The 26668-nt window shown below is 39.1% G+C and carries 36 protein-coding genes; 13 read left to right on the forward strand and 23 right to left on the reverse strand.

The window, feature by feature from the left end; translation table 11 throughout:
- Nucleotide 1: 1 nt before the first annotated feature.
- From B4B65_RS02480 to B4B65_RS02500, 5 genes are read right to left on the reverse strand one after another with little or no spacing between them, the layout of a single operon-like run.
- Nucleotides 2-487, reverse strand: coding sequence for a hypothetical protein (locus B4B65_RS02480; protein ID WP_293913106.1), 486 nt, complete (start codon nt 485-487; stop codon nt 2-4).
- Nucleotides 488-994 (reverse strand): CHAP domain-containing protein, encoded by a 507-nt coding sequence (locus B4B65_RS02485; protein ID WP_293913108.1) that lies wholly within the window; start codon nt 992-994, stop codon nt 488-490. It abuts the gene before it with no gap.
- A complete protein-coding gene (locus B4B65_RS02490; RefSeq protein WP_293913110.1) occupies nt 994-1323 on the reverse strand; it encodes a hypothetical protein in 330 nt (109 codons plus the stop codon). The genes B4B65_RS02485 and B4B65_RS02490 overlap by 1 nt, the downstream gene beginning before the upstream one ends.
- Before the next feature lie 10 nt (nt 1324-1333).
- Nucleotides 1334-2353 carry a hypothetical protein gene (locus B4B65_RS02495; RefSeq protein ID WP_293913112.1) on the reverse strand — a complete coding sequence of 340 codons (1020 nt, stop codon included), beginning with the start codon at nt 2351-2353 and terminating at the stop codon, nt 1334-1336.
- Nucleotide 2354: 1 nt separating this feature from the next.
- Nucleotides 2355-3521, reverse strand: a complete 1167-nt coding sequence (locus tag B4B65_RS02500) for a Clp protease ClpP (RefSeq protein ID WP_293913114.1) — start codon at nt 3519-3521, stop codon at nt 2355-2357.
- A gap of 154 nt (nt 3522-3675) precedes the next feature.
- Between B4B65_RS02500 and B4B65_RS02505 the strand changes: the two genes are divergently transcribed.
- The 6 genes from B4B65_RS02505 to B4B65_RS02530 all read left to right on the forward strand — a co-directional run bounded on the left by B4B65_RS02505 (nt 3676) and on the right by B4B65_RS02530 (nt 9279).
- Nucleotides 3676-4104 (forward strand): hypothetical protein, encoded by a 429-nt coding sequence (locus tag B4B65_RS02505; protein WP_293913116.1) that lies wholly within the window; start codon nt 3676-3678, stop codon nt 4102-4104.
- Between the two features lie 3 nt (nt 4105-4107).
- Nucleotides 4108-5694 (forward strand): hypothetical protein, encoded by a 1587-nt coding sequence (locus B4B65_RS02510; RefSeq protein ID WP_293913118.1) that lies wholly within the window; start codon nt 4108-4110, stop codon nt 5692-5694.
- The gene (locus B4B65_RS02515; protein WP_293913120.1) at nt 5688-6050 is read left to right on the forward strand and encodes a hypothetical protein; all 363 of its coding nucleotides are present in this window, start codon (nt 5688-5690) and stop codon (nt 6048-6050) included. Before B4B65_RS02510 ends, B4B65_RS02515 begins: the two co-directional genes overlap by 7 nt.
- Nucleotides 6050-6460, forward strand: a complete 411-nt coding sequence (locus B4B65_RS02520; protein WP_293913122.1) for a phage protein Gp36 family protein — start codon at nt 6050-6052, stop codon at nt 6458-6460. Before B4B65_RS02515 ends, B4B65_RS02520 begins: the two co-directional genes overlap by 1 nt.
- A gap of 42 nt (nt 6461-6502) precedes the next feature.
- Nucleotides 6503-7789, forward strand: coding sequence for a phage portal protein family protein (locus B4B65_RS02525; RefSeq protein ID WP_293913124.1), 1287 nt, complete (start codon nt 6503-6505; stop codon nt 7787-7789).
- A gap of 221 nt (nt 7790-8010) precedes the next feature.
- Nucleotides 8011-9279: a phage minor head protein gene (locus B4B65_RS02530; RefSeq protein ID WP_293913126.1), complete on the forward strand. Its 1269-nt coding sequence runs from the start codon at nt 8011-8013 to the stop codon at nt 9277-9279.
- On the opposite strand, the gene B4B65_RS02535 is transcribed toward B4B65_RS02530, so the two are convergent.
- Nucleotides 9266-9484 carry a hypothetical protein gene (locus tag B4B65_RS02535; protein ID WP_293913128.1) on the reverse strand — a complete coding sequence of 73 codons (219 nt, stop codon included), beginning with the start codon at nt 9482-9484 and terminating at the stop codon, nt 9266-9268. The two genes, B4B65_RS02530 and B4B65_RS02535, sit on opposite strands and share 14 nt — an antisense overlap.
- Nucleotides 9485-9523: 39 nt before the next feature.
- Between B4B65_RS02535 and B4B65_RS02540 the strand changes: the two genes are divergently transcribed.
- The 3 genes from B4B65_RS02540 to B4B65_RS02550 are packed head-to-tail and all read left to right on the forward strand — an operon-like array spanning nt 9524 to nt 12444.
- Nucleotides 9524-11404 (forward strand): phage tail tape measure protein, encoded by a 1881-nt coding sequence (locus B4B65_RS02540; protein ID WP_293913130.1) that lies wholly within the window; start codon nt 9524-9526, stop codon nt 11402-11404.
- A complete protein-coding gene (locus tag B4B65_RS02545; protein ID WP_293913132.1) occupies nt 11404-11958 on the forward strand; it encodes a phage virion morphogenesis protein in 555 nt (184 codons plus the stop codon). Before B4B65_RS02540 ends, B4B65_RS02545 begins: the two co-directional genes overlap by 1 nt.
- Nucleotides 11959-12444: a hypothetical protein gene (locus B4B65_RS02550; RefSeq protein ID WP_293913134.1), complete on the forward strand. Its 486-nt coding sequence runs from the start codon at nt 11959-11961 to the stop codon at nt 12442-12444. It begins immediately after the preceding gene.
- Nucleotides 12445-12464: 20 nt separating this feature from the next.
- Here the strand turns inward: B4B65_RS02550 and B4B65_RS02555 are convergent, their stop codons facing one another.
- The 17 genes from B4B65_RS02555 to B4B65_RS02635 form a co-directional block, all read right to left on the reverse strand.
- The gene (locus tag B4B65_RS02555) at nt 12465-12959 is read right to left on the reverse strand and encodes a hypothetical protein (protein ID WP_293913136.1); all 495 of its coding nucleotides are present in this window, start codon (nt 12957-12959) and stop codon (nt 12465-12467) included.
- Between the two features lie 177 nt (nt 12960-13136).
- On the reverse strand, nt 13137-13481 hold the full coding sequence (locus tag B4B65_RS02560) for a hypothetical protein (protein WP_293913138.1): 345 nt from the start codon (nt 13479-13481) through the stop codon (nt 13137-13139).
- Between the two features lie 7 nt (nt 13482-13488).
- On the reverse strand, nt 13489-13623 hold the full coding sequence (locus B4B65_RS02565) for a hypothetical protein (protein ID WP_293913140.1): 135 nt from the start codon (nt 13621-13623) through the stop codon (nt 13489-13491).
- A gap of 5 nt (nt 13624-13628) precedes the next feature.
- Nucleotides 13629-13844 (reverse strand): hypothetical protein, encoded by a 216-nt coding sequence (locus B4B65_RS02570; protein ID WP_293913142.1) that lies wholly within the window; start codon nt 13842-13844, stop codon nt 13629-13631.
- A 3-nt stretch (nt 13845-13847) separates the two neighbouring features.
- Nucleotides 13848-14498: a hypothetical protein gene (locus B4B65_RS02575; protein ID WP_293913144.1), complete on the reverse strand. Its 651-nt coding sequence runs from the start codon at nt 14496-14498 to the stop codon at nt 13848-13850.
- An 11-nt stretch (nt 14499-14509) separates the two neighbouring features.
- Nucleotides 14510-15034, reverse strand: a complete 525-nt coding sequence (locus B4B65_RS02580; RefSeq protein ID WP_293913146.1) for a 3'-5' exonuclease — start codon at nt 15032-15034, stop codon at nt 14510-14512.
- Between the two features lie 61 nt (nt 15035-15095).
- Nucleotides 15096-15416 carry a hypothetical protein gene (locus B4B65_RS02585; RefSeq protein ID WP_293913148.1) on the reverse strand — a complete coding sequence of 107 codons (321 nt, stop codon included), beginning with the start codon at nt 15414-15416 and terminating at the stop codon, nt 15096-15098.
- A complete protein-coding gene (locus tag B4B65_RS02590; RefSeq protein ID WP_293913150.1) occupies nt 15413-16048 on the reverse strand; it encodes a DUF3164 family protein in 636 nt (211 codons plus the stop codon). The genes B4B65_RS02585 and B4B65_RS02590 overlap by 4 nt, the downstream gene beginning before the upstream one ends.
- Nucleotides 16048-16227, reverse strand: coding sequence for a hypothetical protein (locus tag B4B65_RS02595; protein ID WP_293913152.1), 180 nt, complete (start codon nt 16225-16227; stop codon nt 16048-16050). Before B4B65_RS02595 ends, B4B65_RS02590 begins: the two co-directional genes overlap by 1 nt.
- Nucleotides 16228-16232: 5 nt before the next feature.
- Entirely contained in the window at nt 16233-16775 is a 543-nt protein-coding gene (locus B4B65_RS02600) for a hypothetical protein (RefSeq protein WP_293913154.1), read from the reverse strand.
- Between the two features lie 3 nt (nt 16776-16778).
- Nucleotides 16779-16907 carry a hypothetical protein gene (locus tag B4B65_RS02605; protein WP_293913156.1) on the reverse strand — a complete coding sequence of 43 codons (129 nt, stop codon included), beginning with the start codon at nt 16905-16907 and terminating at the stop codon, nt 16779-16781.
- Between the two features lie 65 nt (nt 16908-16972).
- Entirely contained in the window at nt 16973-17281 is a 309-nt protein-coding gene (locus B4B65_RS02610) for a hypothetical protein (RefSeq protein ID WP_293913158.1), read from the reverse strand.
- Nucleotides 17278-17577: a helix-turn-helix domain-containing protein gene (locus B4B65_RS02615; protein WP_293913159.1), complete on the reverse strand. Its 300-nt coding sequence runs from the start codon at nt 17575-17577 to the stop codon at nt 17278-17280. The genes B4B65_RS02610 and B4B65_RS02615 overlap by 4 nt, the downstream gene beginning before the upstream one ends.
- Before the next feature lie 103 nt (nt 17578-17680).
- Complete coding sequence (locus B4B65_RS02620; protein ID WP_293913161.1) at nt 17681-18082, reverse strand: hypothetical protein; 402 nt, start codon at nt 18080-18082, stop codon at nt 17681-17683.
- Nucleotides 18082-18957 carry an ATP-binding protein gene (locus B4B65_RS02625; RefSeq protein WP_293913163.1) on the reverse strand — a complete coding sequence of 292 codons (876 nt, stop codon included), beginning with the start codon at nt 18955-18957 and terminating at the stop codon, nt 18082-18084. Before B4B65_RS02625 ends, B4B65_RS02620 begins: the two co-directional genes overlap by 1 nt.
- A gap of 71 nt (nt 18958-19028) precedes the next feature.
- The gene (locus tag B4B65_RS02630) at nt 19029-20963 is read right to left on the reverse strand and encodes a hypothetical protein (RefSeq protein ID WP_293913165.1); all 1935 of its coding nucleotides are present in this window, start codon (nt 20961-20963) and stop codon (nt 19029-19031) included.
- Between the two features lie 35 nt (nt 20964-20998).
- Entirely contained in the window at nt 20999-21190 is a 192-nt protein-coding gene (locus B4B65_RS02635) for a hypothetical protein (protein WP_293913167.1), read from the reverse strand.
- A 96-nt stretch (nt 21191-21286) separates the two neighbouring features.
- Between B4B65_RS02635 and B4B65_RS02640 the strand changes: the two genes are divergently transcribed.
- From B4B65_RS02640 to B4B65_RS02655, 4 genes are all read left to right on the forward strand, one after another.
- Nucleotides 21287-21787, forward strand: coding sequence for a helix-turn-helix transcriptional regulator (locus B4B65_RS02640; protein WP_293913169.1), 501 nt, complete (start codon nt 21287-21289; stop codon nt 21785-21787).
- Between the two features lie 224 nt (nt 21788-22011).
- Nucleotides 22012-23655, forward strand: a complete 1644-nt coding sequence (locus B4B65_RS02645; RefSeq protein ID WP_293913171.1) for a SusC/RagA family TonB-linked outer membrane protein — start codon at nt 22012-22014, stop codon at nt 23653-23655.
- 10 nt (nt 23656-23665) lie between these two features.
- Complete coding sequence (locus B4B65_RS02650; protein WP_293913173.1) at nt 23666-25405, forward strand: RagB/SusD family nutrient uptake outer membrane protein; 1740 nt, start codon at nt 23666-23668, stop codon at nt 25403-25405.
- A 65-nt stretch (nt 25406-25470) separates the two neighbouring features.
- On the forward strand, nt 25471-26664 hold the full coding sequence (locus B4B65_RS02655; protein ID WP_293913175.1) for a metallophosphoesterase: 1194 nt from the start codon (nt 25471-25473) through the stop codon (nt 26662-26664).
- Nucleotides 26665-26668: the final 4 nt, after the last annotated feature.

Here is a 26668-nt window from a genome sequence, read left to right on the forward strand (position 1 = left end):
ATTAGCGTTTAAATAGTGAAATAATTAGTGCTGCTCCCAGGACACCGAAAAGGATGTAATTCCAAAATGGCGTTTTTTCAACTTCCCGGATTACCGTTTTTTTCTCATTTCGAATTCTGGTTATCTCCTGGGCAAGTACCGTTAAAATTTCGTCCTGGGTCTTACAACGGATCTGCACCTTTCCGAGTTCATCGATCCAGTACTGCAGATTCATTTTCCCGTCCGCTGACAGGTTTTCCTTTTTGTAAGGTTCGCCCGTCTTACCTTCTTTTAAAAGTTGGATAAGCGAATCCAGGGGAAACTCTGCACCGGCACTATTGCCCGGTTTTGGAACCTTGATTTCAACCTCTTTTACGATGGTACTATCCCGGATTATCAGCTGCTCATTTGGAAGCTTTTGCGACTTACACCCTGCAAAAATTCCTATAAGAGAAAGTACCGCAAGGAAGGCCACAAAAATGATTTTTACATTTTTCTTAATTTTCATTTAGACCCCCTTTGGATAGATATAACCAACGATATTAAGACCGGACTTCTGAAAATCACGATTAACAGTTCGAAGTTTTTTGGCAACACGATCCCCTTCACGTGATCCGGAAGCGTTAGTATTCCCTTCGATGGTAGTCATCGTATTACCATCCACTGAAACCACCACACCGATATGACCGGCCGGACCGTTTCCATTTTTCCAAACCACAATAGCACCCGGCCGTGGAACCGTTCCGGTTGGGATACCATTACGTTTACACTTGTTATAAGAATCGACTGCACCACCGGTTAAAGTGCTGTTAAGTACAGCTGCATAAGCGGTATCTGACATATAAGATTCAACCAGGACAAGCTTTGTGAAAAATGCACACCAGGGCGCACCGGTGTAAAATCCGACCTTACGCATTTTGACTTCAAATGGCGCATTATAGAAACCGGTATTACCCGGTTTCTCCAATATGCCAATATAGCCCGTTGCGATTGCTATAATCTTTTTAGCATTCATTACTGATCCTCCTTTTCCAGTTCCTGCTTTTTAGCTTCGTAAGCTTTCAGCACGCTTTTACGGTCTTCACCTTCAGGTAGAATACTTTCCAGATCTTCGATGGTTTCAGCCGTGCTGATAGAGGTGATCACATCTGCAGCCTTTTGCTGACCCGGTTTGTCGAAAATTTCATCCCGATCAAATGTAGATACCTTAGTGTCATTTTGCTTACTACCATGATACTTAGCAGCACTTAGGTTTAAAAATGGTGTCCCATCAGAGGTCACATGCACCTGCTCGAATTCCTTATTAAATTCCAGGCATTCTTTTGCTATTTTTTTTATATCCATGACAGTAGAATTAATCGATGATAGCCCCTAAATATTTATTGCGAATTGGCACCGCAATAAAGCGTTTTTGGAATCCGACAATATCGCCACGAGCTTCCGGATCTTTCAAGCGTGAAAACATATCGTATTCACCGTCTGCATACATCACTTCCGATGCCAGATAGAAAAGAGATGATTTTTTATCACCTGCTGCAGGTGCAGCATTAAACACCTTTTTAGTTCCATCGGCTAAATATGTAGGCGTTACCGTAGTACTAAATGTCTTAAATCCGTACAAATTACTAGATCCATTTTGACCAAAGACCTGATTATAAAGAACCTTATCTTCTTTTTGGATTTTAGCCTCATGATCAGGCGTTAACAACAAAATACGTCCTTCAGTAGGCGCATCGGCATTGTTGAATGCTGCACGAGCAGAAATAATAGCATCAATTATGGATCCTGAACCAAGTGAAATAATCGGAGTTACTGCACTATTGGATTGTGGCCCATAAGCATGTGCAGCCTTTTTTATGTTCGCTGTAAACAGGGCCATACGATGACCACGAACAACAGATTCTAACTTATTATATTTCAATTGAACCTGCTCTGCATTTCTAACTACAGTATTTTTGGTATCAAAATAATCTAGAACCATTTCAAGGTGCGCATCAACCCGTTCCGATACTTCAATTGGATACGTAGTGTTATTAATAAGTACCTCCGGATCGACACCACAATCACCCAGGTGAATTTTGTTGGCTTCAACAAATTCGGTCATATTCTGTCCTTCTGTTAACCAGGCTCCATTTGGATAGAATTTCTCCATTAACTTGGATAACCAAATTTCATGAAGCAGACCCACAAACAGACTTCCACGAGAAAATAAAGGTGTACCTGAATAATAGAATTTATAGAGTGCAAACAGAACCGCCAAAAGATTGACAATTGCTGCACCTAAATAAGGATTAAACCCACAAATCATAGCTACCCCAATACCGATAATGGCATTGAATAGCACTGCTGTTAAATTATAAAGTGTTGTTTTCATATTAGTTTTTAATTGCACCCTTGTTAACTAATTCGTTTCTAACTCCGGCAACCAGGGCTTTGAATTTCTCTGGATCTTCTGTCTGCATGTTTGCCAGGGCAGTAGGATCTTTCTGTGCATAATCCTGATAAGTCCAGTTTGCACGATCATCAGCAGCTGCAGCATTTGATTTACCACTGTTTGTCAGCCCCACAGATACGGTCACATTCTTTGGTGCGACTTGGATTTTTGCAAGTTGCTTTTCGGCTAATTCAAAATTGGAATTTGCAAGATCCTTCCAGTCAGCCTGTTCCTCTTCAGTGATCTTACCGTCTTTTACAGCATTTTCAACCAGAGTATTAGCACGTTTTGTTTTTTCCTGGGCGATCGAATTTTCAAACCCTGTGATTTTGTTTTCAAGTTTCTGAAGCTCTGCTGTTACAGCTGCTATCAGCTGATCATCTGTAGCGTTATTGAGATTAACCACGCCACGGGAGACCAGTAATGCGAGAATTTTCTTTTGTAACTCGTTCATTGTGTCTGTATTTTGATTTTGATTTTTTAAAGAATTCGAAAGGATATCGTAGACAGATCTTTCATCTACCAGTTTATTTTCAGGTACAGGAGCCTGAAGACCTTCATCGATTATTTCATCGACCAAACCCAGAGAAAGGGCCTGCTGTGCATTAATCCACCAATCTGTAGTACGATTAAACCAGGATTCTACTGTTTCTGCAGGTTGTCCGGTCGCTTGAACAAAGATTTCTTTAATGCGGTCCTGGCGTTCTTTAACCAGGTCTGCATATGCGATAAGATCATCAGCTGTACCATATGTACCGCCTTTGACCTGATGGATCATTATATTTCCGTGCTTATTGATTTTGCGAACGTGGCCGGCCTGGGAAAGTACCCCGGCCATCGATGCTGCTAAACCTTCGATAACTACTTCAATTTGCATTTTAGAAGATATCAGGCAGTCATACATCGGAAGTCCGTCAATGACAGATCCGCCCCCGGAGTGGATCCGGACACGCACGGATTTATGTGTCAATGCCAGGTTGCGGATCTCTGCCTGAAAGCTGACATAATCAACCTCTTCATAAGGTCCGATAAAACCGTATATCATGACCTCGGGCATGTCTGCCGCATTTTTTATTTCATACCAATCTTTGATAATTTTTTTGCTCATCTGACTTCGTAAAGTCCAAAAGTGAAGCGAAAAAAACCGCTTTCAAAACGCCAAAATCCTTCATTTCCCGGATTAGCGCAATGAATGCGCTGATCAGCGCATTCATTGCGGAACACGGTTTTTTAAGCCCTAAAAGCACAGCACTTTTGTCATTATGGCGAAGGATAAATTATCAAACGACGACAAAAAAGAGATTGCATTTGACCTCTTTATGAGTACCGACAAAACACAGAATGAAATTTGTGAAATCGTTGGTGTAGCTCCTAAAACTTTCACCAGGTGGAAGCAAAACGGTTTGTGGGACGAACTCAAGGGTGCTACCGCTATCACATCTCATAAGATCATTACCAACATCTATAAGGCTATGCATGATATGACCTTAGAAGGCAAGGACATTAAAGCAGATGCCCTGGCTAAACTCGCCCGGGTTGTCGAGGTGATCAGTGATAAAAAGTACACCATTAGCCAGATGTTTAATGTCTTTAAAGCTTTCACCAATTATGTATTTCCAAAAGATCCGGAAACCGCCAAATTGATCAACAGATATATGAAGGAATTTGTGGACGAACAGATTAGTAAATAAGTCATGGCAGAGGTTCAAAAAAGGGATTATCAGGAATGGCTTAAATGGTGTGATCAGGTTCAAAGAAGCTCTGCAAAGAAGCTCAATGAAACGCCACAAGAAAAGGAAGCAACAAAAAAAATGCTTTTGAAAGACTACAATCTGTTTTTCAAAACTGTTCTTTCCATGTATTGTGACGACGGAAAAACTGATTGTGCAGATTTTCAGGTAAATCTGGCAAACAAGGTTTTATTCTGGAAACGTCCGCCTGATAACCCTAATCTTATGGCAGCTGCTGAATGGCCCAGGGAGCACGCCAAGTCTGTACATATTGTTATAGGTATCCCTATGTTCATGATCGCCAATGGAACCATGAACGGAATGATTTTAATGGGTAAAAATGAAAACGATGCTTGCAACCTTCTTGCAGATCTGCAGGCTCAACTTCAATACAATGAACTATTTGCCTATTATTTTGGTGAGCAGTATAATGCCGGAAGTTGGTCTGATGGGGAGTTCACAACACGTGAAGGAATACGATTTTTAGCCATAGGTAGGGATCAAACTCCACGTGGTGCAAGGAAGGGCGAGAAACGTCCTAATTATGCAGCCATAGACGATATAGATGATGATGATATCGTACACAACCAAAAGAGAGTTAAAAAGGTTCTGACAAAAATTTTAGGTGCGTTATTCTTTGCCCTGGACACGAAAAAAGGCGGTACTTTAATCATGGCCGGTAATAGGATTCATGCACAAAGTATCTTAGCGCATTTTGTAGGTGACATTAAACCCGGTGCGCCAAAACGTAAAGGAATTTATCATTCTAAAATCTTTGCGATTGATCCCAAAACCGGCAAACCATCCTGGAGCCGTTACACCCTGGCAGAAATTAACTCCAAAATTGAAATGGCCGGTACAGTTATCGGGCGCAGGGAATTCTTCCACGAAAATCATGTAGAAGGTGAAATATTTAAAGACAAAATGCTTCACTGGATCAAGATGTGGCACCTGTTAAAGAGGTATAAAATTATCATTGGATATTTCGACCCATCTTTTGAGAATAACCCCAAATCGGATTTTAAGGCTGTTCGGGTGTGGGGCGGTTTTGAAACCGCTTCTAAGGACTGGCAGAGACACTGTTTAAAATCCTTTGTGCGCAGGTCTCCAACAATAGACGCCTTTCAATGGATGAGTGATGTAGAAGATAAACTGCCTGCAGGTGTAGCGATTCTTTGGTATATGGAAAAACAGTTTTTCAATAAGCCCTTAAAATCAGCACTTGCAGAACACAACAAAAATCGCAGGAAAGCTAAAAAACGGGAATTAGTTGTACTGGTTGATTGTAGATCCAAAGAAAATAAATATGTCCGCATCGTGAAAATGGAACCCTCATATAGTAATAATGAAAATTACTTTAACCTGGATGAGTTACATAATGCTGATATGATTGAAGGTAATAATCAGTTGAAAGGAATTGAACCAGGATATAACAGTCCGGACGATTCTCCGGATGCTGATGAAGGTGCATTTTACTACTTGGATATGCATAAACCAGATGAAAATTTCGAACCAATTATTGAACGACATCAAAATAACAACGGATGGTAGAATCTATTTTACAAATCGCAGGTATGCTCCTTACTGGGGGGCTTCTACATAAGATACTGGATCATTTCTTTTTGAGTAAGAAAGATAAGATCGATGCTAATAGTAAACTTATTCAGCAGCTGCAGGACTTGGTATTTAAACTTCAGGACCAGGTTATACATTCAATTAATCGGCAAAACGATCTGCAATCAGATGTTGATTACTGGCGCAGAGAGTATAACGAGTCAAACAAGGAAAGTCAAAATAAGACCAACGAAAATGAAAGTCTTAGAAAAGAAATCGATGCACTGAAAAGACAGTACAACGACTTAAAGAAAAAGTATGATCAGCTAATAAAGAAAGGAGACGATAAATAATGCCATTTCTCACGGAAAGCGATTACAGCGCACAAATTAGATCGGAGATTCTTAATACTGTAAAGAATACAAATGGACTGCCAAAAGCTGAACTTATGGCGCAGACAGAAATGGAAAGTTACCTGAATTCCAGATACGATGTAAGCCAGATTTTTAACAAAGAAGGTGATCAGAGAAATAGCCTGATCCTGATGTACCTGATCGATATCACATTGTATCATTTGCATAGCAATATTTCACCTCGTAATGTCCCGGAGCTACGAGCAATTAGATATGAAGCTGCTATCGACTGGCTGAACCGGGTAGCTGCAGGAAAACTTAATCCTGATCTTCCCGAACTACCTGATCAGGGCGGTACAGATTACTTTTTTCTGGGCGGAAGCAATCAGAAATATAGTCAAGGATGGTAACACTATTTAAACGCTGTTTAAGCACTTCACAAACACACAATAATGAGCAACATAGTAAATCTATTCAACAAAGGAATAAACTCGCTTAAATCGTCTATTTTCGATCCTGCTCCGGATATCCAAAATGCTACTAAAAAGACCGGATCTAATGAAAGATGGCAGCAGGATCCGGCCGGGTTTATGGTGTCGATTATCAAATCGCAGCATTCATCGTACAAAAAAGAAATTGCCGTTTGGCAGTCCGCAAGAGCAGCTGCCCTGAATACAGATCGTCCAAGACGTAAGCAGTTAACAGAGCTGTATGATGAGATGATGATGACCGATGCGATTATCATTAGTGAAACCAATAAAAGAACAGATCGAATCCTTAATAAAACCTTTAAGATTACTGACTATTCGACTAAAAAGGAGGTTAAGGATAAGACCGATATGTTTAATAAAGCCTGGTTTTATAAATGGGCTAAACATACGCACCACTATCTATATTATGGCCACTCGTTGCCTTATATAAAATCTATATTAAACGGTGAAATCAAAGATGTGGATATCATACCCCGGGCGCATGTTATTCCGGAATGGAATGCGATCCTTACAGACCTAACCGGAGAGAAAACATTTTCCTACCTGGATGATCCTTTTGCGCAGTACTGCACACCTGTAGGTGAAGGCGGTTGGCTTGGATTACTAGACGCTGCAGCACCTCTTTATATCCTGCGTAAACATTCCTGGGCTTCATGGGATCAGTTCGAAGAGATGTTCGGTATTCCGATTCGTATTGCAAAAACTGCCAGTACCGATTCAAAAGTACGTGCTGCTATTAATGCCTGGCTTCGGGATTTAGGGCAAGCCGGTCACGCTTTGTTTCCTATGGATACGGAATTAGATGTCAAGGAAAATAAGCAGACAGATGCTTTTGAGGTATTCAACCAAAAGCGTAAAGCTGCTAACGAGGAATTGGCATTACTGATTAACTCCCAGGCTGAAACATCTAATAATTCAGGATCCAGGGCAAAGGCTGAAGTGGTTGTCGAAAGTACCCAGGAACAAACGACCCTTGCAGACATGCGATTCATGTATTTCGAGATTAACGATAAGCTGATGCCAATCATGGCACAAGTGGGCTATAAAATTAATCCGGAAATGGACGTATTCCAATGGGACAACCCCGAAAATCTGGAAGATAAACTAAAGATTTTCAAAGGTGTTAGTGAAATGGGATTTGAAATTGACCCGGTACAAGTTGAAGAGACATTTAATGTTAAGATCATTGGAAAAAAAGAATCTGCAGACACTGAAGTAACACAGGAGGATTCGGAACCAAAAAAATAAAGGACCGCCCGGGGCCGGCAAACCGGGCGGTCTATAACAACGCCGTAAATCTATTATATCAATCCGGATATAATCACGCTAAGGTATGTAAGAATGCAGACGAAAAGGAACCTGAAGGATGGGCGGATTTAGACAATGCTTTTGAGGATCTAATAAAACAACTTCACAAAGGCAAGAAAAAGACGATCAACCAGGACACTACCGCTGCACGGGCAAAGATATTGAGCGATGCTATGTTCGAAGGTTTCGGAAATGGATTTATCGGAACGGATTATGATTCTCCGGATATCCGCATGATACGAAACCTGCAACAAAATGTATGGCTATTTTCCGGCTTTGCAGACTACCAGATGATCAAAGACGTGTCTGCTTTACTTGTAGATCAGGACGGCAAACTACGATCGGAATCCGACTTTTTTAAAGAAGCTCGCAAAGTTGGGAAAATATACAATACTGATCGTCTCCGGGTAGAGCGTAACCACGCTATAGCTACCAGTCAGATGGCTTCCCGATGGGTAGAGTATCAACATAATATTGATATCGTTCCGAACCTGAAATATGTTACTGCAGGTGATGGCCGGGTACGCCAGGCACACCGGGCATTAAATGGCATTGTACGGCCAATTGATGACAGTTTCTGGTTAACCTATTATCCGCCTAATGATTGGGGATGTAGATGTGATTGTCAGGCTGTGGATGGTAAGGTCACAGATATGAAGGATAAAAAATTACCTATCCTTCCTAAAATGTTCAGGGTAAACATGGCAGCAACGGGTGAATTATACCCTGATGGCCACCCGTATTATTCAGCTCCTGCAGATGATAAAAAGGAAATCAAAAAGCAACTGGAAAAAGTTGTCCGCAAATCCGGAAGTTTTGTTCCTGAAGGGATTGAAGATTATGCCAAAAAATTAGGTATTACTGTTAATAAAGAAATCTTCAGTTATCTGAATTCTAAAGTTGGATTTAAATCAGGAACAACCGGGGGAGCCTATTTTGATCCGACAAACTGGTTTGTTCACATTCCTGTTGATGATCGCCGGAAAAACTCAAAATGGTATGCCGAAGCCGTAGTATATCACGAGTATGGACACGCTGCTGACTGGTCTAACGGATTTCAAAAATCTAATAAGGTTAAAAACCTGATGGATAAATACAGAGGTATTTTCTCAAAAGATGATAACAAGCTATACAAAGAGCTATCAACCCGGATTGATAGCATGGGAGAGCATGCCTATGAGAAGGGTAAATATGATCTTATGAATATGTGTGGTGCTGCGTCCGACACCATTATGTCCCTTAATCCGATGTATGGAAGGGGACACAGTTCGAGCTACTGGAAAACTCCCGGCTATAAAGAAGCGGAGTTTATCGCACACATGTTTGAAAATAAATTCAGTGGAAACCCGGTTTTCAAGAAAGTTATGCCGGAATTATATGAAGAAATGATACAACTGGCTGACGAACTTCACCCGGCTAAATCAGAATAATATCTGACTCCTGGTATTCATCCTGATCTACTGCTGAAGGATCAATGTCGAGTTGTTTATTATCACTTTCAGCCCGTTCCAGGTACGGGAAAAGTTTATCCTGGATATGGCCAAAGAGAGTCTGTAGCAGCTGTGCATATAAATCTGCAGCACTACCGGAATAATCTCTTTTGGAGAGCTTTTTATAAAGTTCTTGACCTGTCATAATAACAAAGGTATATAATTAATTAAATAACAACAAAATATGTCTACTCAGGAAAGCACAACAACCTTTCGAATTAATGATCTCTGGACCGAATCGATGAAAAGAATCATGGCCGTGAATGATAAGTTCGAAAACCGTCTAAAGGGTATGCGCTCTGCAGCAAGCGGTTCACTGGATGGAATAAAGAGTAATCTGCAGAAGTTCAAAGTGCAGAATATGGACGCTATAAGCGACATATTGGGTGAAGTTCCCGGGGGAGATCGAGCAGCAGCATTGATATCAAATCCTTATGTTGCTGCCGGTGCTGCTGTAGTTGGTGCCGGTGTTGCTATTAAAAAGGCGACTAATTATGCTGAAGAATGGGAGGCCAAAATGGCCGAAGTCAATGTAACGGCACAACTTGGAAAAAAGGAGCTGAAGGCACTTTCAGATCAACTGTTAAAAACCGGGGGTAATAACGTTGCTCTTCTGGATCAGGCTCCGGAAACATTTAATAATATTCTATCAGCAGGTTTAACCGTTGATCAATCCATCAAAGCATTACAGCCAACTTTAAGAGCCGGAAAAGCAGGTTTTGCCGATATGGCCACGACTGCAGCTGCAGGAGTTGGGGTAATGAATTCGTCCGGTGAAAGTATTAACCGGGTGTATGATGTTTTGTTTGCCACAGTGGACAAGGGTTCCGCATCATTCAACGATATTGCGCAATATCTTCCCAAGATTATACCGGCTGCCAGAAATGCCGGGTTTGCCCTGGATGAAACTGCAGGAGCCTGGGCTTACCTGACCGCCCAGGGAGCAACTGCAGAGAGAGCAACAACTTTAATGGAAAATGCTACAAAGGCTCTATCCAATCCCGACCGGATTAATGCATTTAACAAGATGGGTGTGGCCATCTTTAACCAAAGTGGAAAGATTCTTCCACTTACAAAAATTGTTGATCAGTTGACCGTAAAAATGGACGGATTAACGGATAAGCAACGAATTGCAAAGCTTGCAGCTTTGGGACTTGATATGGAAGCTGCAGGGGCTTTTGCTTCCATGTCCCAAAACGCAGATCGTTTCCGTGAGATTGTAAACGGTACGATTGACAGTGTGGGTGCTGCTGATGCTGCATATCAAAACGCAGCTCAATCGGGGGATTCCTGGGCGATTGTTAATAATAAATTTTTGGTCATATGGGAGAAATTTGGAGAGAAGTTTTTACCGATGCTGTCCGCAACCGGAGATAAGGTATTAGCTATCATTGAACGTATTGATCAGCTTAATGAAAGAAGTATTGTATTTCGGGATCTGATATCAACTATTGGCAATATCCTATCGATTACGCTTAAAATAGGTACTGCAGGTTTCATGTTACTGATTAACATATATGATCAGACCATTGGACGAATTATGAACATGATCACAGCCCAGGATAAGGCAGGTAACGCATTTGAAAGCTATTATTTTAAAATCCGGCCTTACCTGGTATGGATGGGTGAAATGTTTATGAAGTTGGCAAAACTGATGGGCCAAATTATGACTTTCGATATAACCGGGGCTATTGACAGTATTAAGAATTGGGAAATAGCAGATATCGGAAAGATCAAAAAAGACCAGGCAAAGGCTGTTCGTGACCAGGTTTTCAGCAGCATTTTGGATGTGGAATTTCCGGATAAACTGACACCTAAAGCAAAACCAAAAGGTTTGTCAGGACTGGACTTTGATCCTATTGATGGAGGAAAAAACAAAAAGGGATCCGGGGGCGGTGTGTCCGGTTCCGGAGGTACAAGGACCGTTAATATCACAATACAAAACTTACTTCCTGGAATGACAGTAAACGCCACCAATATTCAAGGTGCAGCACAGGATATCGGTCGAATGATCCAGGAGGAATTATTGAAAATGATTTCAGATACTTCATTAGCAGTTGAGTAATGGCCGGATCCGTTGATATATCATCAAGCAGAAAGCTTCCATTTAAAAGACAAATGGAAGCTTTCCGGACGTTCAAATCAAATTATCCCAGGTTTGTAGGAAACATAGCCGTAAACTTTTATAAGGATTCCTTTACACGTCAGGGATGGATAAGTGATTCACGTTTGGAACGTTGGAAAAAACGTAAGTATGAAAATCGAAAAAAGTCAAGGCGTGGTATTCTTATTAAGTCCGGGGCTTTACGCAGATCTATCCGGGTGCTTCGTGTTGGCCTGGGTTATGTGGTTGTAGGATCTCCGCTTCCCTATGCAAAAATTCATAATGAAGGCGGACGTATCCGGGCGGTTCAGAACGTTGGTTCCTTCAGGCGCAGATACAGGCGCACTGGAAGAGGTAGACAAGCTTCTGTAACTTCTGTAATTGTAAAGGCACATAAGAGAAGGGTTAACACAGTAATACCCAAACGGCAATATATGGGACCTTCAGAGTTTGTCAATAAAAGAATTCTGATGAAGTCTGAATATGAACTTAAACGCATATTATACATTAAATAAATGAAAGAATTGTATCTATCAATCAAAGAATACATCCTGAATAAATTGCCGGATGTACAGCATGTCGATCTATGGAATGAACAGATTATGAACATCGAAGATGAAGTGCCATTTTTACGGCCTGCAACATTTATAGAATTTGGAATTGTGGAATGGACCCGAGTTAATAAAACTCAAAAATCTGGTAATGTACCTTTGCGAATACACCTAGTTACTGATTGCTATGATTATCAGGCTGATGGTGCAGATGCACTTCAATCTTTGGATTTACTGGATAAATTGGAGGGCTTTATGGATGGGGCAGCATTACCTGGTTGTACACCTATGCTAAACACTAACACGCAAATTGATAATAATCACGGGAATTTGATCGAAAACATTACATCGTATAGCTTTGATTATAAAAAATGTATACCTTCAAAGAAAAATCTGATACCGGTTACACCGGATCTTCAGGTAGATGGAGAAATAAAAAAGCCGCTTTAAAGCGGCTTTTTTTATTGGTGTTATTTTAAATTTAATACTTCTTGTTTGCTCAATGTTCCGATGTATTGATTTTCAAAAAAGGTTTGTACTACTGACAATTGTTGACCTGAAGGGGCTTTGATAGAATCTAAATTAAAGGCTGTTCTACCATCAATATATGTGCTTACTTCTTTTGGTTGAAATTTTTCAATTGACACCGTAATTAGAAAGTTACCTGTGTAAGAGCTTGTACTATTGAAATGCCTACGACCATAGTAAAAATTATGACTTTCGTATACTGATCCGGAACCATTAACAAAATCTTTCAGTTTTGTAATTAAGTTTATTCGAATCTGTTTTAATTGATCATCACTATAACCACCTGTATAAGCTAATTTAATGTAATCATCAATTACGTCCTTTTTTACAACAACTTCTTTTTCGACTACTTTTTCAATTTCAATTGTCTCCCCTGATTTAGAGCAACTCATAAACAACATTGATACAGTTGCTGTTAATAATATTAGTTTTTTCATTTTGTCTTACTTATTTTTAGGATAATTTTTTCTATTGTAGATGGCTGAAGATAATACTTTTCAGCCAAATAATCGAATATCACTTCGTCTCGTTTTCCTTCAACAAAAAATAATTGTGCATATTCTTTCGAAATAAGTTCATTTCTTAAGGTTAAACGATCGGAATTTCTGGCCATGTTACGAAGATAATATCTTCGTGTTCATACTTTCAAATTGGGTTATTAACACCTGAAGTTCAGAAGCTACAAGACTGTTAAGCGGTTTCTTAAATTTACCATAGGTTCTGCACCAGGAATCAAGACGTGCAACATCAGCTTTACCCGATGTTGTCACCCACAAAATATCATAACACAGACTAATTAATTTTCGCTTCATTTTGATCGTTTGCTTTTCCAGATCTTCAATTATTTTCATTGCTTCAGTGTCGGTCAGATCTCGACTGCTTTCAGTTCTTTTACCTGAATATTCCCAACACAAAGCATGTCTGCGAGGTTGTAGCTTATGACGTGTTAAAACAGCCATTAAACGCTTAAAAATTACTTGTGATGGCATAATCTGAATTTATTAATTTGTGTGCTTCAGAAGCCTTTTTATTAATAAAGGCATTTCTTTCGTTACGCTCCTGTATCAAACTGTTATATGGTTTTTCAACTTCGTTTTTCATAAATATTAAATTGATTTAACATTTTTACTTGCTGATTTAGCTAGTACTTGGATATTTTCATACGACATCTCCAAAGCATCAACATAATCTAATCCGTAATCTTTTTCACTATTTCTACGAATCTGATCAGTTGTCTGAAAAGATTTACTTATTGTTTTCAATGCATTAAGCATTATATTATATTGTAAAGCCTGTTTTGGTGTTATTTGTATTTTATTCATGATCTATAAAAGTGTTAATTGGTTATTTAATTGTTTTGGACCTTTTTTGTCCCATATAATAAGTTCCTTCCAACCGCCGAACCTTCCAACTGGTGACGCTTTAAAGTCCTTCACATCAATGATTGCATCAACTAAATGTTCGAATTTTTTTAGATTTGGATTAGCTTTCCAGGAAACAATAATGATAATTTTATTAGGGAACCTCTCAAACAAAAGTTTCATCTGCTCAACTGTCAAATTCATATAGTCAGCAGAATCCAGGACACAGACATTGCCTGAATTTGGCTGACATAACCGGCGGAACCAAATTTCAAAAGCACGTTGAGACTTTTCGCAAAATATAAACTTTCCAAGTCCCATATATTGAGCCAGATTATTTCTAATTGCTGCGTTTTGAAAGGATTTAGATTTACCCTGTTCAGGGCTGTTAAAGTTGACCTTTAATGAGGATTCCATAAATGCGCAGCACATACGAACCAGGTATTCGGTTTTTCCGTTTTTCGCATCACCTTTTACAAGGATTTTTGCACCTTTGGGGATATCTCCAAGATGATCCTTCCAGAGTTGATCTAATTCAACTTCATCAAATTTCCATTCGTATATATCTTTTACTGAATGGTTCTTTGGGGTTTTTTTCTTTTTTGTTACTGCCATAACAATTCAAATTATTTAAGTTTATTTAAAATTTTTACAAGGTATTTTATCTGATGTTTACAATCATCAATAGCATAATGTGTAATACCATCGAAAATCATGCTTTTGCGTATTGAAGGCATTAAAGATGAAATTGTCCTTACATCTCGCTCTTGCCAGAATTCCCACGATACATTAATCGATGTGCGTTCACATGCATTACGTATCAGGCTCAAATCAAAAGATGGAGAATTAGACCAAACACAGGTATTTTTATTCTCACCTACAAAAAGCATTAAATCAACCAATGAAAGAATCAAATAAGATTCGCCCTTTAATAGTTTATCACGACTTTCATCGTTTTGTAATAACCACCACTTTATTGTATCTAAGTCGGTCAACAACCCTGCTTCATGGCTGGTTCTGGTACTAATAACTCTATAGAATGTATCTTTGATTTCACCTGTATTGATATCAAATTCTATAGCTCCGATACTCAAAATCACTGAATACGGTTTAGTACCCAATGTTTCTATATCAATCATTACATTTTTCATATACTAAAATTTAGTTTGAACCCTATCCGGGATACGATCCCGGACATGCTCCATAGTAGGGTTATTTTTTTGTAATTGCGATAATGCGTACAGAATCCTGGAAGAAAGTATCATTAGCCAGGTCATAATACTGCATCAAACTACCTTCCTTCAGGTCATCAATATTGTATACGCCACGATATGTCCATTGACCTTTATTGACGGATGCATCTGTTACTAATCCGTTAATGTCGCACCAAATAGTTACATCCTGATTGTTTTGGCTGAATTCTATTTTATACATACTTTCTGATTCGTATTTTTTTGCGACAAAGGCCATAATCAATGCTGTAAACAGCATGATAAAACCCGTAGTTACATGTTTTATATCCTGTCTTTTCATATTGCACTGAAGTTTAGTTCTAATCTGATCCACTTTCCGGCTTTATTTTTGAATTTAAAATCATAAGCAAAACCTTTTAAGCTAAGGGAATATGATTCTTTAACCAGGCGCAAACCTTCCTTCCATCTTGGGTCGGTAAATTTATCTTCATGCTGCAATAAAGACATAACCTTTGCGTACTCTAATTCTCCTTTAACATTTTTCTCAATGAATGAAAGAAGGATTTCAAATAGTTTGGTATCACGTTTTTTTACAAAATCAAAAAGGAATTCACGCACCAGTTCCACACCCTTATGGCCCCTTTCATCCCATACAGGATCTGTATCACGTCTCCGTATGATACGCTTTGTCATGTCTGTGTGAGTTAAGGTAAAACCGCCCTTTGAACTGGTTCTGATAGAACCATAGTTAGCCATTTTCACAGCCTGATCTTCCATCTGCAGATGGACAAGATTTTTAAACCGGCCTAATGTCAGACTAAGATCTTCAGCTGCTGAATAAAGCTCGTCTAAAGTATTATCTTTGTCCTTTAAGTACTTCTTTTGCTCACGTTCCTGTTTTACTTTCTCTGCTTTCTTTTTTTCAGCGAGTAATTGCTCCAATTCCTCGAGTGTATAATCTTCTTTAATCATTATTTTACTGTTTTAGTAGTGTTTAAATGCTTTTCTAATCTTATTTCTCGCAACCTCCTTTGTATCTCCCGGATTGCTTCCGGATCAGCTTCCGGATGATTTCTTAACCAGTTTTCATATTCAGATTCTTTGTCATCAATGACTATAAAATCCGGTCTGCCTTTTAGTCTTGTATCCATAATTTTTAGTTTGATTGATTTAGCTTTTGTAGTTTTAGCTGTTCTTTTTTTTTAGCCCTCCAAAACCTTGCATAAATCCTTGATTTTTCTCTGATTCTATCTCTATTTTCCTCTCTATATTTTCTTATATATTCTTTATATTCTTCATGCTTCCTGATTTTGGCCATATACCGCCTGTTGCTTGCATTTTTCTTTTCTCGAAAAGATTCTATATTCTTCCTATAATATTCCCTTTTCCATGCAGCCATACATTTTTTACATGTATATAAATATGATATTTTGGCCCTCTTAGCTATCCTTGGAAACATACATTCAGGTAGAATTTCTTTACAAACCTTGCATTGTGTTTCTGATATAACTTTTCGTGTTTCAGGGATAAGTTTGCAGGTCGAATAATAGTACTTTCCTCCTGATATCTTCTTCAGGCAATCTTCGAATGAAGTACTGATTAAAATGGAATCATGCACCAGGTCAAGTGCTATATTGTAGTCAACTTTACGAGCAAACTGCTGTAATCGATTGTATTCTGATTGATTTGGTATATACATAGCTTAACGTTTATATCCATGATGATTGATAAATAGTTTCCACGGTATGTAATTATCAAAAACCTGACGAACTGCACCATCTAAAACAGGTATATGTGGAGAATCTATAATAACCAGGTTATTCTTCATCATAACCCCATATTCATGTTTTAAGAATGATTTCAGATGTTTAGGGCCCCTCTTTTTAGATATCCGTGTCATGCTGTTTTCTGATCAATAATTCCTATAATTTGATTAATAACTACCTGATCAGTTTCAGAAAGTGGAAGGACAAAAGTTTCGCTTAGAAACTGAAATGCAAGACAGTCAGAAACATTGGCTTTAACAGAGTATTTTTGCTTAACAATAACTGAAGCAATTGTTAAATGTTGTTTTAAACTAACCAGATTAGCTACAAACATTTTTGACAATGCATTATTAGTTAATAGACCTGCTCCCATAGCCAGATCAATACTATTCAACCAGATTAGCAGCTGACGGCGATCTAATTTAAATGTGATTTTCATAACGATAGAGCTTTAAGGATTTCACGTTCTATTTCTATGTTTTTAGCCTTGAATTGTGGATATGTATCATACATGGTGTCGAACATTTTTAAGCCGTGTATGACTGTATCATGACCACGATCAAACTGTCTGCCTATTTCAGATTTGGTCATGCTTAAAAGGCGATACATAAGATTAAAGCAATGGTAACGAGCGACGGCAAAATCATCTTTCTTTTCCTTTGAACGAAGTTGAAAGGGTGTAATACCGCATGACGCAGCCACAATATTGACGATCAGATCCGGAGATAGCGACATGTTTAAAAAATCAAAACGAACATATACGGGACGACCAAATAATAAACTTAAACTCTGCTCTGCAGTGCTTATGATTTCTGAAGATTTAACCAGGTGATTATGATCAAGCATCTTTTAAACTCCTTTCTTCATTTTTGACAACTGTTTTAAGCGTCTTAACCAGGCTTTTTTCAAGCGCAAGTTTTCGGGGACTGATAGTAAGGCTATCAATATCATTGATCAGCAAATATTTCTTTTTGAGAAGGGTGCTAAACTTACTATTTCCGTATTTTTCAATGAATTGCAGATCACGAACAGCCCACTGATTTAACCACCAGTTCCAGATGATCTTTTTATTTAGTAGAAAATCTACATCTTTGGGTGCTTTGGATTGAAAATAAGCTATGCACTGATCAACTTTAAACCAGAACATTTCTTCTTTACTCATTCCAGTAATTAAAAGAACTCTACTTTCTGCATCATGCTGTACGCTACGTACAGCATTGATCATATTGGTATTTTTCATTAAGCAGCTTTATTTTTTTTTAATTTGATCGCTTTAATTGTGTCGGAACCGACACGCAAATCGCATTTTTCCATGCGAATACATGATTCGGTGATCTTACTGATCAACGAAGGATCTGCTACACCATTTGCGACACTAATCGCAGCAACAGCAAAAGAATCAGGACTGCCAACTTCGATAAATGAACCCCCTAAACGACTGTGTAATTCGTCAAATCCTAATCTTCCGGACCGCACACCATTTTCGATCTTGGTTCTGAATGTTGGCGTACTAAGAGTGACAATGTTACACTTATCTTTAAACTCATTGTACAGACAGATCAGCTCTAACCATACTTCAGGTTTTGCTTTGTCAATTTCATCTAAAATCAAAGTTGGATTAGCCCGTTGAGTTATACGGGTATAGATCATTTCTTCTAAATCATCCATACGATATCCTTCAGGGTTAAAGCCCATCGAACGGAGGATCAATTTATATAACTTGCGCACGGTCAAACCTCGCTTACACTTTACCAGGATAGCATCTTTGCATTGAGACGCAAAGTAATCTGCTGTGAAGGTTTTACCAGATCCTGCAGGCGCAATAATTGATGAAATATTGCTGACTTTACGATCACGTGCAAGTTCCATATGTGAAATAATCTTCTTACTTACAGCTGTGTCAGTATAAACCCAATCAGGGGCAGTATAGCCAACCTGTTTACCGAGCTTATTCCACATTTCATCGCTGATAAGCTGCCAATTTTCATTTTTAACTTGCGTCAAGGTAGCACTTGAAACGCCGATCAGGCTTGCTGCAGCCTGATTTTGAGACCGATGTGATTTTACGAAGTCGATTGTTAATAATCTGATTTCGTGCTTTTGTTCATTTGTCATACTTTTGATGTGTTAAATGGTTAATATTTATTTATTAATTGTGTCCCTGGGACTGCCATCCCGGGGATTTTTTATTTCAAATAGTGGTCTAATGGATCGTAATCATCATTACTTTGATCTTTGTACCAGTTTCCAAGGTCATTGACCGGAACTTTTTCTTTTACTGGTGATTTTTTAGCCTTTTTCTTTCCCGAGCTGATACCTCTAAGTTTTGGCGATTTAAGCCCGTGCTGTTCTGCTTTTTCTCCGTATTTCTCCTGTAATGACAGTAAAGCTGTCCAATTATCAACACGCTCCTGTTTAGCTGCATCAATCATGTTGTTGATGTGTTCCATATCACCAGGTTGCTGACACTGAACGGCTGTTTGCGCACTTACTTTAGGTTGAGCCACATCGACAAACTGAAGTCCTTCAGAACCCTTTATATACAGTCTAATGTGTGAGAGATCCGCAGGATCGTAGCGGTAATAGAATTTTTGCCCGATGTATTTTTTCCGGAAGGACATATCCGGTAAACCTTTACTATTAAGAACCTCATAATGATATTCTTTACTTTTTATCGTTGGCTTAATACCTTCAGCATAATATGTAAGATGATCTGCAGATGTTATCCAGAACATATCTATCATATCCAAATAATCTACAGGGTAAGGTTTTGGATTTTGGCTTTTTTGATAAGCTTCTATTCGTGGTATGCCTAATTTTGGATGTAACTCGTTATTCCATTCATTCCGGCGCATTATATATTGTTCTTTTACCTGATCTAAAGAAAGAAGGTTCTTAACGTTAGCCAGAATAAGTTCCATATTTGCTTTGCTTTCCTGTTTTTTGGCAGTCACGTTTTGGCCAGTGAAGTACCAATCTTTAAACAGGTGCTGTGTTTGGAATCGTCCAAATACACTCTCAATTGATTTACTGTTACCGTTGTAAGGCTGTGTAACGTGACTGATTTTCGCCAATCTCTTTAGAAAATCTCCATTTTCTAAAGTTTTATGACCTCCCTGATTATCATATCTGATCTCATGGGGTTTGTGCATACTAAACATGATGGCATTTTTATATGCAAAATATTGGGCTTCGTGATCTTCAGAGAATGCAAAGTGACAACCCAGGAAACATTCGCTATACACATCAATAATTTCATATACTATAAGCTTTGCAGCATACCCGGAAGCAGTTTTATAATAGTAATTGACTTTTGTACCGTCACTATACCACAATGCATCACGCCATGTCGGTAGTTCACGTTTCTGCTTAATGCCAAATTTCTTTTTGAATTCTAATTCACCATATCGACCGGCATACCAACGATATTCTACTTCCGGACGGTGAAGGAAATTATATATTGACTTTTCAGTTTCAAGCCGTTTCCAACCGTTATTTTTAGCTTTTTGGTTATACTCTAACCAAAGATCTTCAATGCGACATTTGTTAACCTGGCTTGAATATCTTGCGATAAGCCATTCACCTACTTCAGGGGTAATTATTTGACGGTTCTTTTTATCAAATCTATCACTGATAATTTCTATATATCCACGATCGACATAATTTCTAACCTTTTCAGAAAGTCTTTTGTATGAAGAAGGAAGATAAATTCCTTCAGCTACTATAATCGCACATGTTGATGTCCAAAACTGCGCTCTGGACATATTATATGTTTTAATGAAACCGGATCTTACAGACAACATTTCTACTAACATATTAAGCCACTTTGCAGCGGTTGTATATTTTTCTATATGTCCTTCAGGAAGACCCTCACCATTTTCAAGAGTGTGGCCACTAAAGAAATCAAATGCTGTTTTATCGGGTTTTAAATACTGTTTAATCAATTGGTGAGCTTGATATATATAAACATCACCAAAATGATTCTTTATGAGTTCCTGATATTTAGGTTTAATCTGCTCATAAGGAAATAGATCACAACGAAGATCATTAGGATCCTTAATTTTTATTGACCACTTTTGAGCTGTCCAATAAGCAATACCTGACTGATTAATTTCAGACATTGTGAGATACAATATATTGTTCAGCAATATCATATCTATTTTTTTAATATATTTTCTATTTCCGAAGCTTTATGCTTGATGTTTCTTACAATCTCGGTATCACGATCATCGTGATCACCTTTTAAGACTTGTTCAACATACTTTGCAGAGCATCCCACACTTTGTGCAATCATGGTAGGCAAACCCTTTCTATAGGCTTTTTTATATTCTTTTGCTTTTGTGACCATAATTAATTTACCTTTGTTCTCATTAACAGAAACAAATATATGTGAATTATTTTCACATATCAAAAGAATAGTGAATTATTTTCACATAATTATGTAATGAGTTTGTTGGCAGAAAATCTTTTGTATTTACGTGAATCATTAAATCTTAATCAGAATGATTTCGGTAAGCTATTTGGCTTAACAAGGGATAATGTGGCCAGCTATGAAAGAGGAACTGAACCAAAATTAAATAAACTCATGTTGATTGTGAATTATTTTCACACAACAATTGAAAATATATACACCTTAGATCTATCAAAAGATATTCATAAAGAAAATTCAAATATTAAGGAGTTTTCACATGTCAATAAATTGGCATCTAAAATGGCATCTAATAAGGCACCTAATTTAGAGGAAAGCGCAAGTTTAAATCAAACAAATCCCGATTTAGGTAGAATTCATTTGGAAAAATTACTTAATGAAAGGGATCGTGTAATAGATGCTCTAAATGAGGTAATTAATACGCAGAAAGACCTTATAAAATCTCAAAAGAGCCTAATAGATGTATTTAGACAAAGAATTGAAGGAAACGAGGACCAAGCAAAAAATACGGGTTAGGGTAGTTTGGCGAAACTTTTTACAGATTGCAGTAACGTTTGTACTACCTGTTTACATTTCATTTTGTAAATCTGTGTAAAAGGGACATCAAATTAACCTTTTAGGACATTTCAAAATTCCCTACAATTTCAATTAAACAGTTAAAAACGTCCTTTTGACGCAATGAAAGCAACTTTTAGCGTTTTTCACCGTTTCCGTTTTTGGGACATTTCAAACTTACCCCCGTGTACACCAAACATGCCATTAACCTTTTTGCCAATTACAATAAGACCGTTGGTCAGCACAATTTCGGAGCTGTATTAGGGTACAACAGAGAGCAACAAAAATGGGATGCTATCGGTGGTGTCGTAGACGGTTTGTTGTCGGAAGATCTGAATGATTTTGATCTGGGCTATGGCAATATGCAGACTACCGGTGGAAGCCGTACATGGGCACTGGAAGGATATTTTGGAAGATTCACATATGATTATGCAGGTAAATATCTGTTTGAGATGAATGGCCGTTATGATGGTACATCTAAGTTTCCAAGTAAGCAAAGATTTGGATTCTTCCCTTCTGTATCTGCAGGGTGGAGAGTAACGGAAGAGTCGTTTGCAGAAAATCTGAAACAGTATGTAAACGAATTCAAACTCCGTGGTTCATATGGTGAACTGGGAAATGCGCAGGAAGCGGATGAATATGGTTACATCTCGTTGATGAACAGTGGCAGGTCTAATTATATCACAGGAGGAGGAAAGACACAATATATATCTGCACCAACACCTATCTCCAGTAATCTGACCTGGGAGCGTACGAATACGTTGAACTTCGGAACGGATATGGCTTTTCTGAACAGCCGTCTGAATGTAACCTTTGATTATTTTATTCGCAAAACACTGGATATGCTGATCCCGGGACCAACATTGCCGGCTGTATTCGGAGCAGCTACTCCGAAGATGAATGCGGGAGATCTGGAAAACAGGGGTTGGGAACTTGCTGTAGCATGGAATGATTCCAGAACAGTGGCAGATAAACCTTTTAAATATAATTTTTCAGTTGGTCTGTCTGATTCCAAAGCTAAAATTACCCGTTTTGATAATCCCAAAATGTTGCTGAGTAACTATTACGTAGGGCAGTCGCTGGGTGAAATCTGGGGATATCGCGTAGATGGCTTATTTGCTTCAGATGCAGAAGCTGCCAGCTGGAAAATAAATCAGGACTATGTTGATGCTGTTCGGCTGTCGGCTCCCGGAGAATGGTCTAAGCTCAAAGGCGGGGATGTCAAATTTGTAGATGTCAACGGGGACGGTGTTGTGAATCAGGGAGACAATACGCTTAGTAAACCTGGAGATCAGGTGATCATCGGAAATGATCGGGCCCGTTATACCTTTGGTGTAAATCTGGGTGCAAGCTGGAATGGATTTGATGTATCGGCATTCTTTCAGGGGATCGGACGTCAACATTGGTATCCGGGATCTAATTCAGATAAATTCTGGGGGCCCTATTCCCGGCCATATTATTCCTTCGTTCCGAAAGACTTTGCAGATGATGTGTGGACTCCTGAAAATCCAAATGCTTACTATCCGCTCATGAGAGGATATATTGCCCTGAACAACAGGGGATCGCTGAATGTAAAAAATGATCGGTATCTGCAGGATCTGGCCTATATCCGGCTGAAAAATCTGACTATAGGCTATAGCCTGAGTGATAAACTGCTGCAACGTGTCAAAATATCAAGAGCAAGAGTATTTGTTTCCGGAGAGAATTTCTGGACAGCGACCAAATTGCGTTCCGATTATATTGATCCGGAACAGGCAGCGCAGGAAGTGAACGGCAGATCGTACCCTATTTCCAAGGCATTTTCGTTTGGTATTGACTTAACTTTTTAGGCTTAACATGATGAAACTATATTCATATATTTTAGTTGTTGCAGGATTGATTGCGGTTACTTCCTGTGAAAAAAACTATCTGGATCGCTCTCCGGAGGATAAACTGACTCCGGAAAACTATTTCAGATCAGAAAATGATCTGGCATTATATTGTAATTCTTTTTACAATTCTCTGCCCGATGCAGAAGGAGTGTATAATGAGGATATTGATAATATTGTAAAAAATACCCTGCCGGATCAGGTCACGGGTAAGCGTCAGGTGCCGGTGAGTGGTGGAGGCTGGACCTGGGATAATCTGCGGAATATTAATTTCTTTTTAGAGAATTACAACAGAACATTAGCTCCTGAAATAGCGAATAAATACGGAGCAGTAGCCCGCTTTTTCAGAGCTTATTTTTACTTTGATAAAGTCAAGCGATTTGGAGATGTGCCCTGGTATTCTAAGGCGATCGACCAAAACGATATGGAAGCTTTACTGAAGAAAAGAGATTCCAGAACACTGGTAATGGATTCCATTATAGCGGATCTGGACTTTGCCATAGCGAATCTGAGTGCTACCAAATCATCTGAAAAAGTAACCAAATGGACTGCTTTAGCTTTAAAATCCCGTGTAGCATTATTCGAAGGTACTTTTCGTAAATACCATACAGACCTGAATTTGCCGGATTCTAAACGTTTTCTGGAGCTTGCAGCTGCGGCTTCCAGACAGGTGATGGATGGCAACGTATACAGTATCTATCAGGGAACGGACAATATGGGGTATCAGCAACTGTTTTCGTCTGTCAATGCCATTGATGGTGAGATCATACTGGCCCGTAAGTACAGTGACGGATTGCAGATCTGGCACAATGTCAATTATTATACAATCACCGCTTCTTACGGTAAACCGGGACTAAACAAAGACCTCGTCAATACGTATCTGATGCGGGATGGCTCCCGTTTTACAGATAAACCTGGATATGCAACGATGTCCTTTTATCAGGAGACACAGAATCGGGATCCGCGTCTGTCACAGACCATTCGCACACCGGGATATAAGAGAATCGGTGGTACTGCAGTGCAAACACCTAATTTTGGTAATTCGGTAACGGGCTATCAGCTGATCAAGTTTGTGGGCGATGTACGGTATGACTCCTACAACCGTTCTGAAAATGATATGCCTTTGTTTCGTTATGCAGAAGTTCTTTTAAATTATGCAGAAGCAAAAGCTGAACTCGACGATCTTTCCCAGGCTGATATTGACAGGTCTGTCAAATTACTTCGTGATCGGGTGTCTATGCCTAATATGCTGCTCACTGATGCAACAGCTAATCCAGATGCCTATCTGATGGCACAGTACCCAAATGTAAAAGGAAGTCAGGCAGGTGCTGTACTGGAAATCCGCAGGGAAAGAAGAATTGAGCTGGTCATGGAATCTTTCCGTTGGGATGATATTATGCGATGGAAAGTTGGTCCGATTCTGACACGTCAGTTTAAAGGGATGTATTTTCCTTCAACCGGACAGTTTGATCTGGATGGAGACGGCAAGATGGATGTGTGGATATATGAGGGGAATAAGCCTACAGCCTCCGGCATTCAGCTTCTAAAACTGGGAAGTGAGATCATTTTGGAAAACGGAACCTCAGGGAATATAATTGTCAATGCGCATATAGCAAAAGTATTTGATGAAAAGAAAGATTACCTCTGGCCGATACCGACTCAGGAACTGCAACTGAATGAAAATTTGGTTCAGAATCCATTTTGGGAATAGCTATATTTGAACAACCTGAAGACCGGTTTATAACCAGCCGGTCTTTTTGATACCTTAAATCTATTATGAATACAAGAAGATATTTTCTAAAATCAATGGGCGTTGCTTCGGCAACATTTGCGTTATCTGCTCATCAGCAAGCATTCGCACACACTATACAACAACAGGATTTTGATTTTCGCGTCAGACCTTATCTGCAGGATCTGCAGGGAGATCAGGTGACTGTCATGACTCATATTAATCGTAAAGGTTTTACCTGGCTGGAAGTCAGAGCACAGGGAGAGCAACAATTTCGGAAAATCGTTCAGTCTGAAGACGGACTTATTAATGCCAATACCCTCAGTACAGTACTGACAATAACGGGGCTGCAACCTGGTAAGACATATGAGTATCGGGTATATGCAAAGGAAATCCTCACGTTTGAAGCCTACAAAGTCGTTTATGGCAAAGAGATAAGCAGTTCCTTATATGTATTTAAAACTCCGGATGCAAATAGTCAAACTACATCCTGTGTTATCTATAATGACGTACATGGAAGAGCACATTCCTACGGACAGTTGCTGGATATTGCAGGTAAACCGGAATTCGATTTTGCGATTCTGAATGGCGATATGTTTGATTACGTTACTAATGAAGAAGACCTTTATGATAAACTGCTTACTCCACTGGGAGAGCGGTTTGCCAGCGAAAAACCATTTTTTATGCTGAGAGGCAATCATGAGACAAGAGGTGCTTATTCGAGAGATTTTAAAACCTTTTTCAGATATGAGGACAATACGTATTACGGAACATTTCGCAGAGGGCCTGTCTCCTGGCTGATGCTGGATACCGGAGAGGATAAACCGGATACAGCAGAAGTATATGCCGGCGTAGTGGACTTTGATCAGTATCGTATCGATCAGGCAAAATGGGCTGAAAAAGTAATGGCTTCAGATGCATTCAGAAAGAGCGCTTTCCGGGTGGTCGTTATGCATATCCCGCCATTTTATTCCGGAGAATGGCATGGACCAATGGAAGTACAACGCTTATTTGCACCCTTATTTGATAAATATAAAGTGGATGTCGTGATCAGCGGACATACGCACACTTACGGGTTTCATGAAGCTACCGCAAAACATTCTTATCCAATTTTTATTGGAGGTGGACCTAAAGAGGGAAACCGGACACTTATTCACGTAAAGGCGGATAACAGGAAACTGGAAGTAAATATGATTCTGGATAATGGATCTAAAGTCGGTACATACAGCAAAACGCGCTGATAGA

It is taken from the genome of Sphingobacterium sp. UBA5789, from assembly GCF_002418355.1.
GTDB lineage: Bacteria > Bacteroidota > Bacteroidia > Sphingobacteriales > Sphingobacteriaceae > Sphingobacterium.

Bases quoted from the DNA above. Each gene is read 5' to 3' on its own strand.
- B4B65_RS02480 (WP_293913106.1), bottom strand. From the start codon at position 487: ATGAAAATTAAGAAAAATGTAAAAATCATTTTTGTGGCCTTCCTTGCG.
- B4B65_RS02485 (WP_293913108.1), bottom strand. From the start codon at position 994: ATGAATGCTAAAAAGATTATAGCAATCGCAACGGGCTATATTGGCATA.
- B4B65_RS02490 (WP_293913110.1), bottom strand. From the start codon at position 1,323: ATGGATATAAAAAAAATAGCAAAAGAATGCCTGGAATTTAATAAGGAA.
- B4B65_RS02495 (WP_293913112.1), bottom strand. From the start codon at position 2,353: ATGAAAACAACACTTTATAATTTAACAGCAGTGCTATTCAATGCCATT.
- B4B65_RS02500 (WP_293913114.1), bottom strand. From the start codon at position 3,521: ATGAGCAAAAAAATTATCAAAGATTGGTATGAAATAAAAAATGCGGCA.
- B4B65_RS02505 (WP_293913116.1), top strand. From the start codon at position 3,676: ATGGCGAAGGATAAATTATCAAACGACGACAAAAAAGAGATTGCATTT.
- B4B65_RS02510 (WP_293913118.1), top strand. From the start codon at position 4,108: ATGGCAGAGGTTCAAAAAAGGGATTATCAGGAATGGCTTAAATGGTGT.
- B4B65_RS02515 (WP_293913120.1), top strand. From the start codon at position 5,688: ATGGTAGAATCTATTTTACAAATCGCAGGTATGCTCCTTACTGGGGGG.
- B4B65_RS02520 (WP_293913122.1), top strand. From the start codon at position 6,050: ATGCCATTTCTCACGGAAAGCGATTACAGCGCACAAATTAGATCGGAG.
- B4B65_RS02525 (WP_293913124.1), top strand. From the start codon at position 6,503: ATGAGCAACATAGTAAATCTATTCAACAAAGGAATAAACTCGCTTAAA.
- B4B65_RS02535 (WP_293913128.1), bottom strand. From the start codon at position 9,484: ATGACAGGTCAAGAACTTTATAAAAAGCTCTCCAAAAGAGATTATTCC.
- B4B65_RS02540 (WP_293913130.1), top strand. From the start codon at position 9,524: ATGTCTACTCAGGAAAGCACAACAACCTTTCGAATTAATGATCTCTGG.
- B4B65_RS02545 (WP_293913132.1), top strand. From the start codon at position 11,404: ATGGCCGGATCCGTTGATATATCATCAAGCAGAAAGCTTCCATTTAAA.
- B4B65_RS02550 (WP_293913134.1), top strand. From the start codon at position 11,959: ATGAAAGAATTGTATCTATCAATCAAAGAATACATCCTGAATAAATTG.
- B4B65_RS02555 (WP_293913136.1), bottom strand. From the start codon at position 12,959: ATGAAAAAACTAATATTATTAACAGCAACTGTATCAATGTTGTTTATG.
- B4B65_RS02560 (WP_293913138.1), bottom strand. From the start codon at position 13,481: ATGGCTGTTTTAACACGTCATAAGCTACAACCTCGCAGACATGCTTTG.
- B4B65_RS02565 (WP_293913140.1), bottom strand. From the start codon at position 13,623: ATGAAAAACGAAGTTGAAAAACCATATAACAGTTTGATACAGGAGCGT.
- B4B65_RS02570 (WP_293913142.1), bottom strand. From the start codon at position 13,844: ATGAATAAAATACAAATAACACCAAAACAGGCTTTACAATATAATATA.
- B4B65_RS02575 (WP_293913144.1), bottom strand. From the start codon at position 14,498: ATGGCAGTAACAAAAAAGAAAAAAACCCCAAAGAACCATTCAGTAAAA.
- B4B65_RS02580 (WP_293913146.1), bottom strand. From the start codon at position 15,034: ATGAAAAATGTAATGATTGATATAGAAACATTGGGTACTAAACCGTAT.
- B4B65_RS02585 (WP_293913148.1), bottom strand. From the start codon at position 15,416: ATGAAAAGACAGGATATAAAACATGTAACTACGGGTTTTATCATGCTG.
- B4B65_RS02590 (WP_293913150.1), bottom strand. From the start codon at position 16,048: ATGATTAAAGAAGATTATACACTCGAGGAATTGGAGCAATTACTCGCT.
- B4B65_RS02595 (WP_293913152.1), bottom strand. From the start codon at position 16,227: ATGGATACAAGACTAAAAGGCAGACCGGATTTTATAGTCATTGATGAC.
- B4B65_RS02600 (WP_293913154.1), bottom strand. From the start codon at position 16,775: ATGTATATACCAAATCAATCAGAATACAATCGATTACAGCAGTTTGCT.
- B4B65_RS02605 (WP_293913156.1), bottom strand. From the start codon at position 16,907: ATGATGAAGAATAACCTGGTTATTATAGATTCTCCACATATACCTGTT.
- B4B65_RS02610 (WP_293913158.1), bottom strand. From the start codon at position 17,281: ATGAAAATCACATTTAAATTAGATCGCCGTCAGCTGCTAATCTGGTTG.
- B4B65_RS02615 (WP_293913159.1), bottom strand. From the start codon at position 17,577: ATGTCGCTATCTCCGGATCTGATCGTCAATATTGTGGCTGCGTCATGC.
- B4B65_RS02620 (WP_293913161.1), bottom strand. From the start codon at position 18,082: ATGAAAAATACCAATATGATCAATGCTGTACGTAGCGTACAGCATGAT.
- B4B65_RS02625 (WP_293913163.1), bottom strand. From the start codon at position 18,957: ATGACAAATGAACAAAAGCACGAAATCAGATTATTAACAATCGACTTC.
- B4B65_RS02630 (WP_293913165.1), bottom strand. From the start codon at position 20,963: ATGTCTGAAATTAATCAGTCAGGTATTGCTTATTGGACAGCTCAAAAG.
- B4B65_RS02635 (WP_293913167.1), bottom strand. From the start codon at position 21,190: ATGGTCACAAAAGCAAAAGAATATAAAAAAGCCTATAGAAAGGGTTTG.
- B4B65_RS02640 (WP_293913169.1), top strand. From the start codon at position 21,287: ATGAGTTTGTTGGCAGAAAATCTTTTGTATTTACGTGAATCATTAAAT.
- B4B65_RS02650 (WP_293913173.1), top strand. From the start codon at position 23,666: ATGAAACTATATTCATATATTTTAGTTGTTGCAGGATTGATTGCGGTT.
- B4B65_RS02655 (WP_293913175.1), top strand. From the start codon at position 25,471: ATGAATACAAGAAGATATTTTCTAAAATCAATGGGCGTTGCTTCGGCA.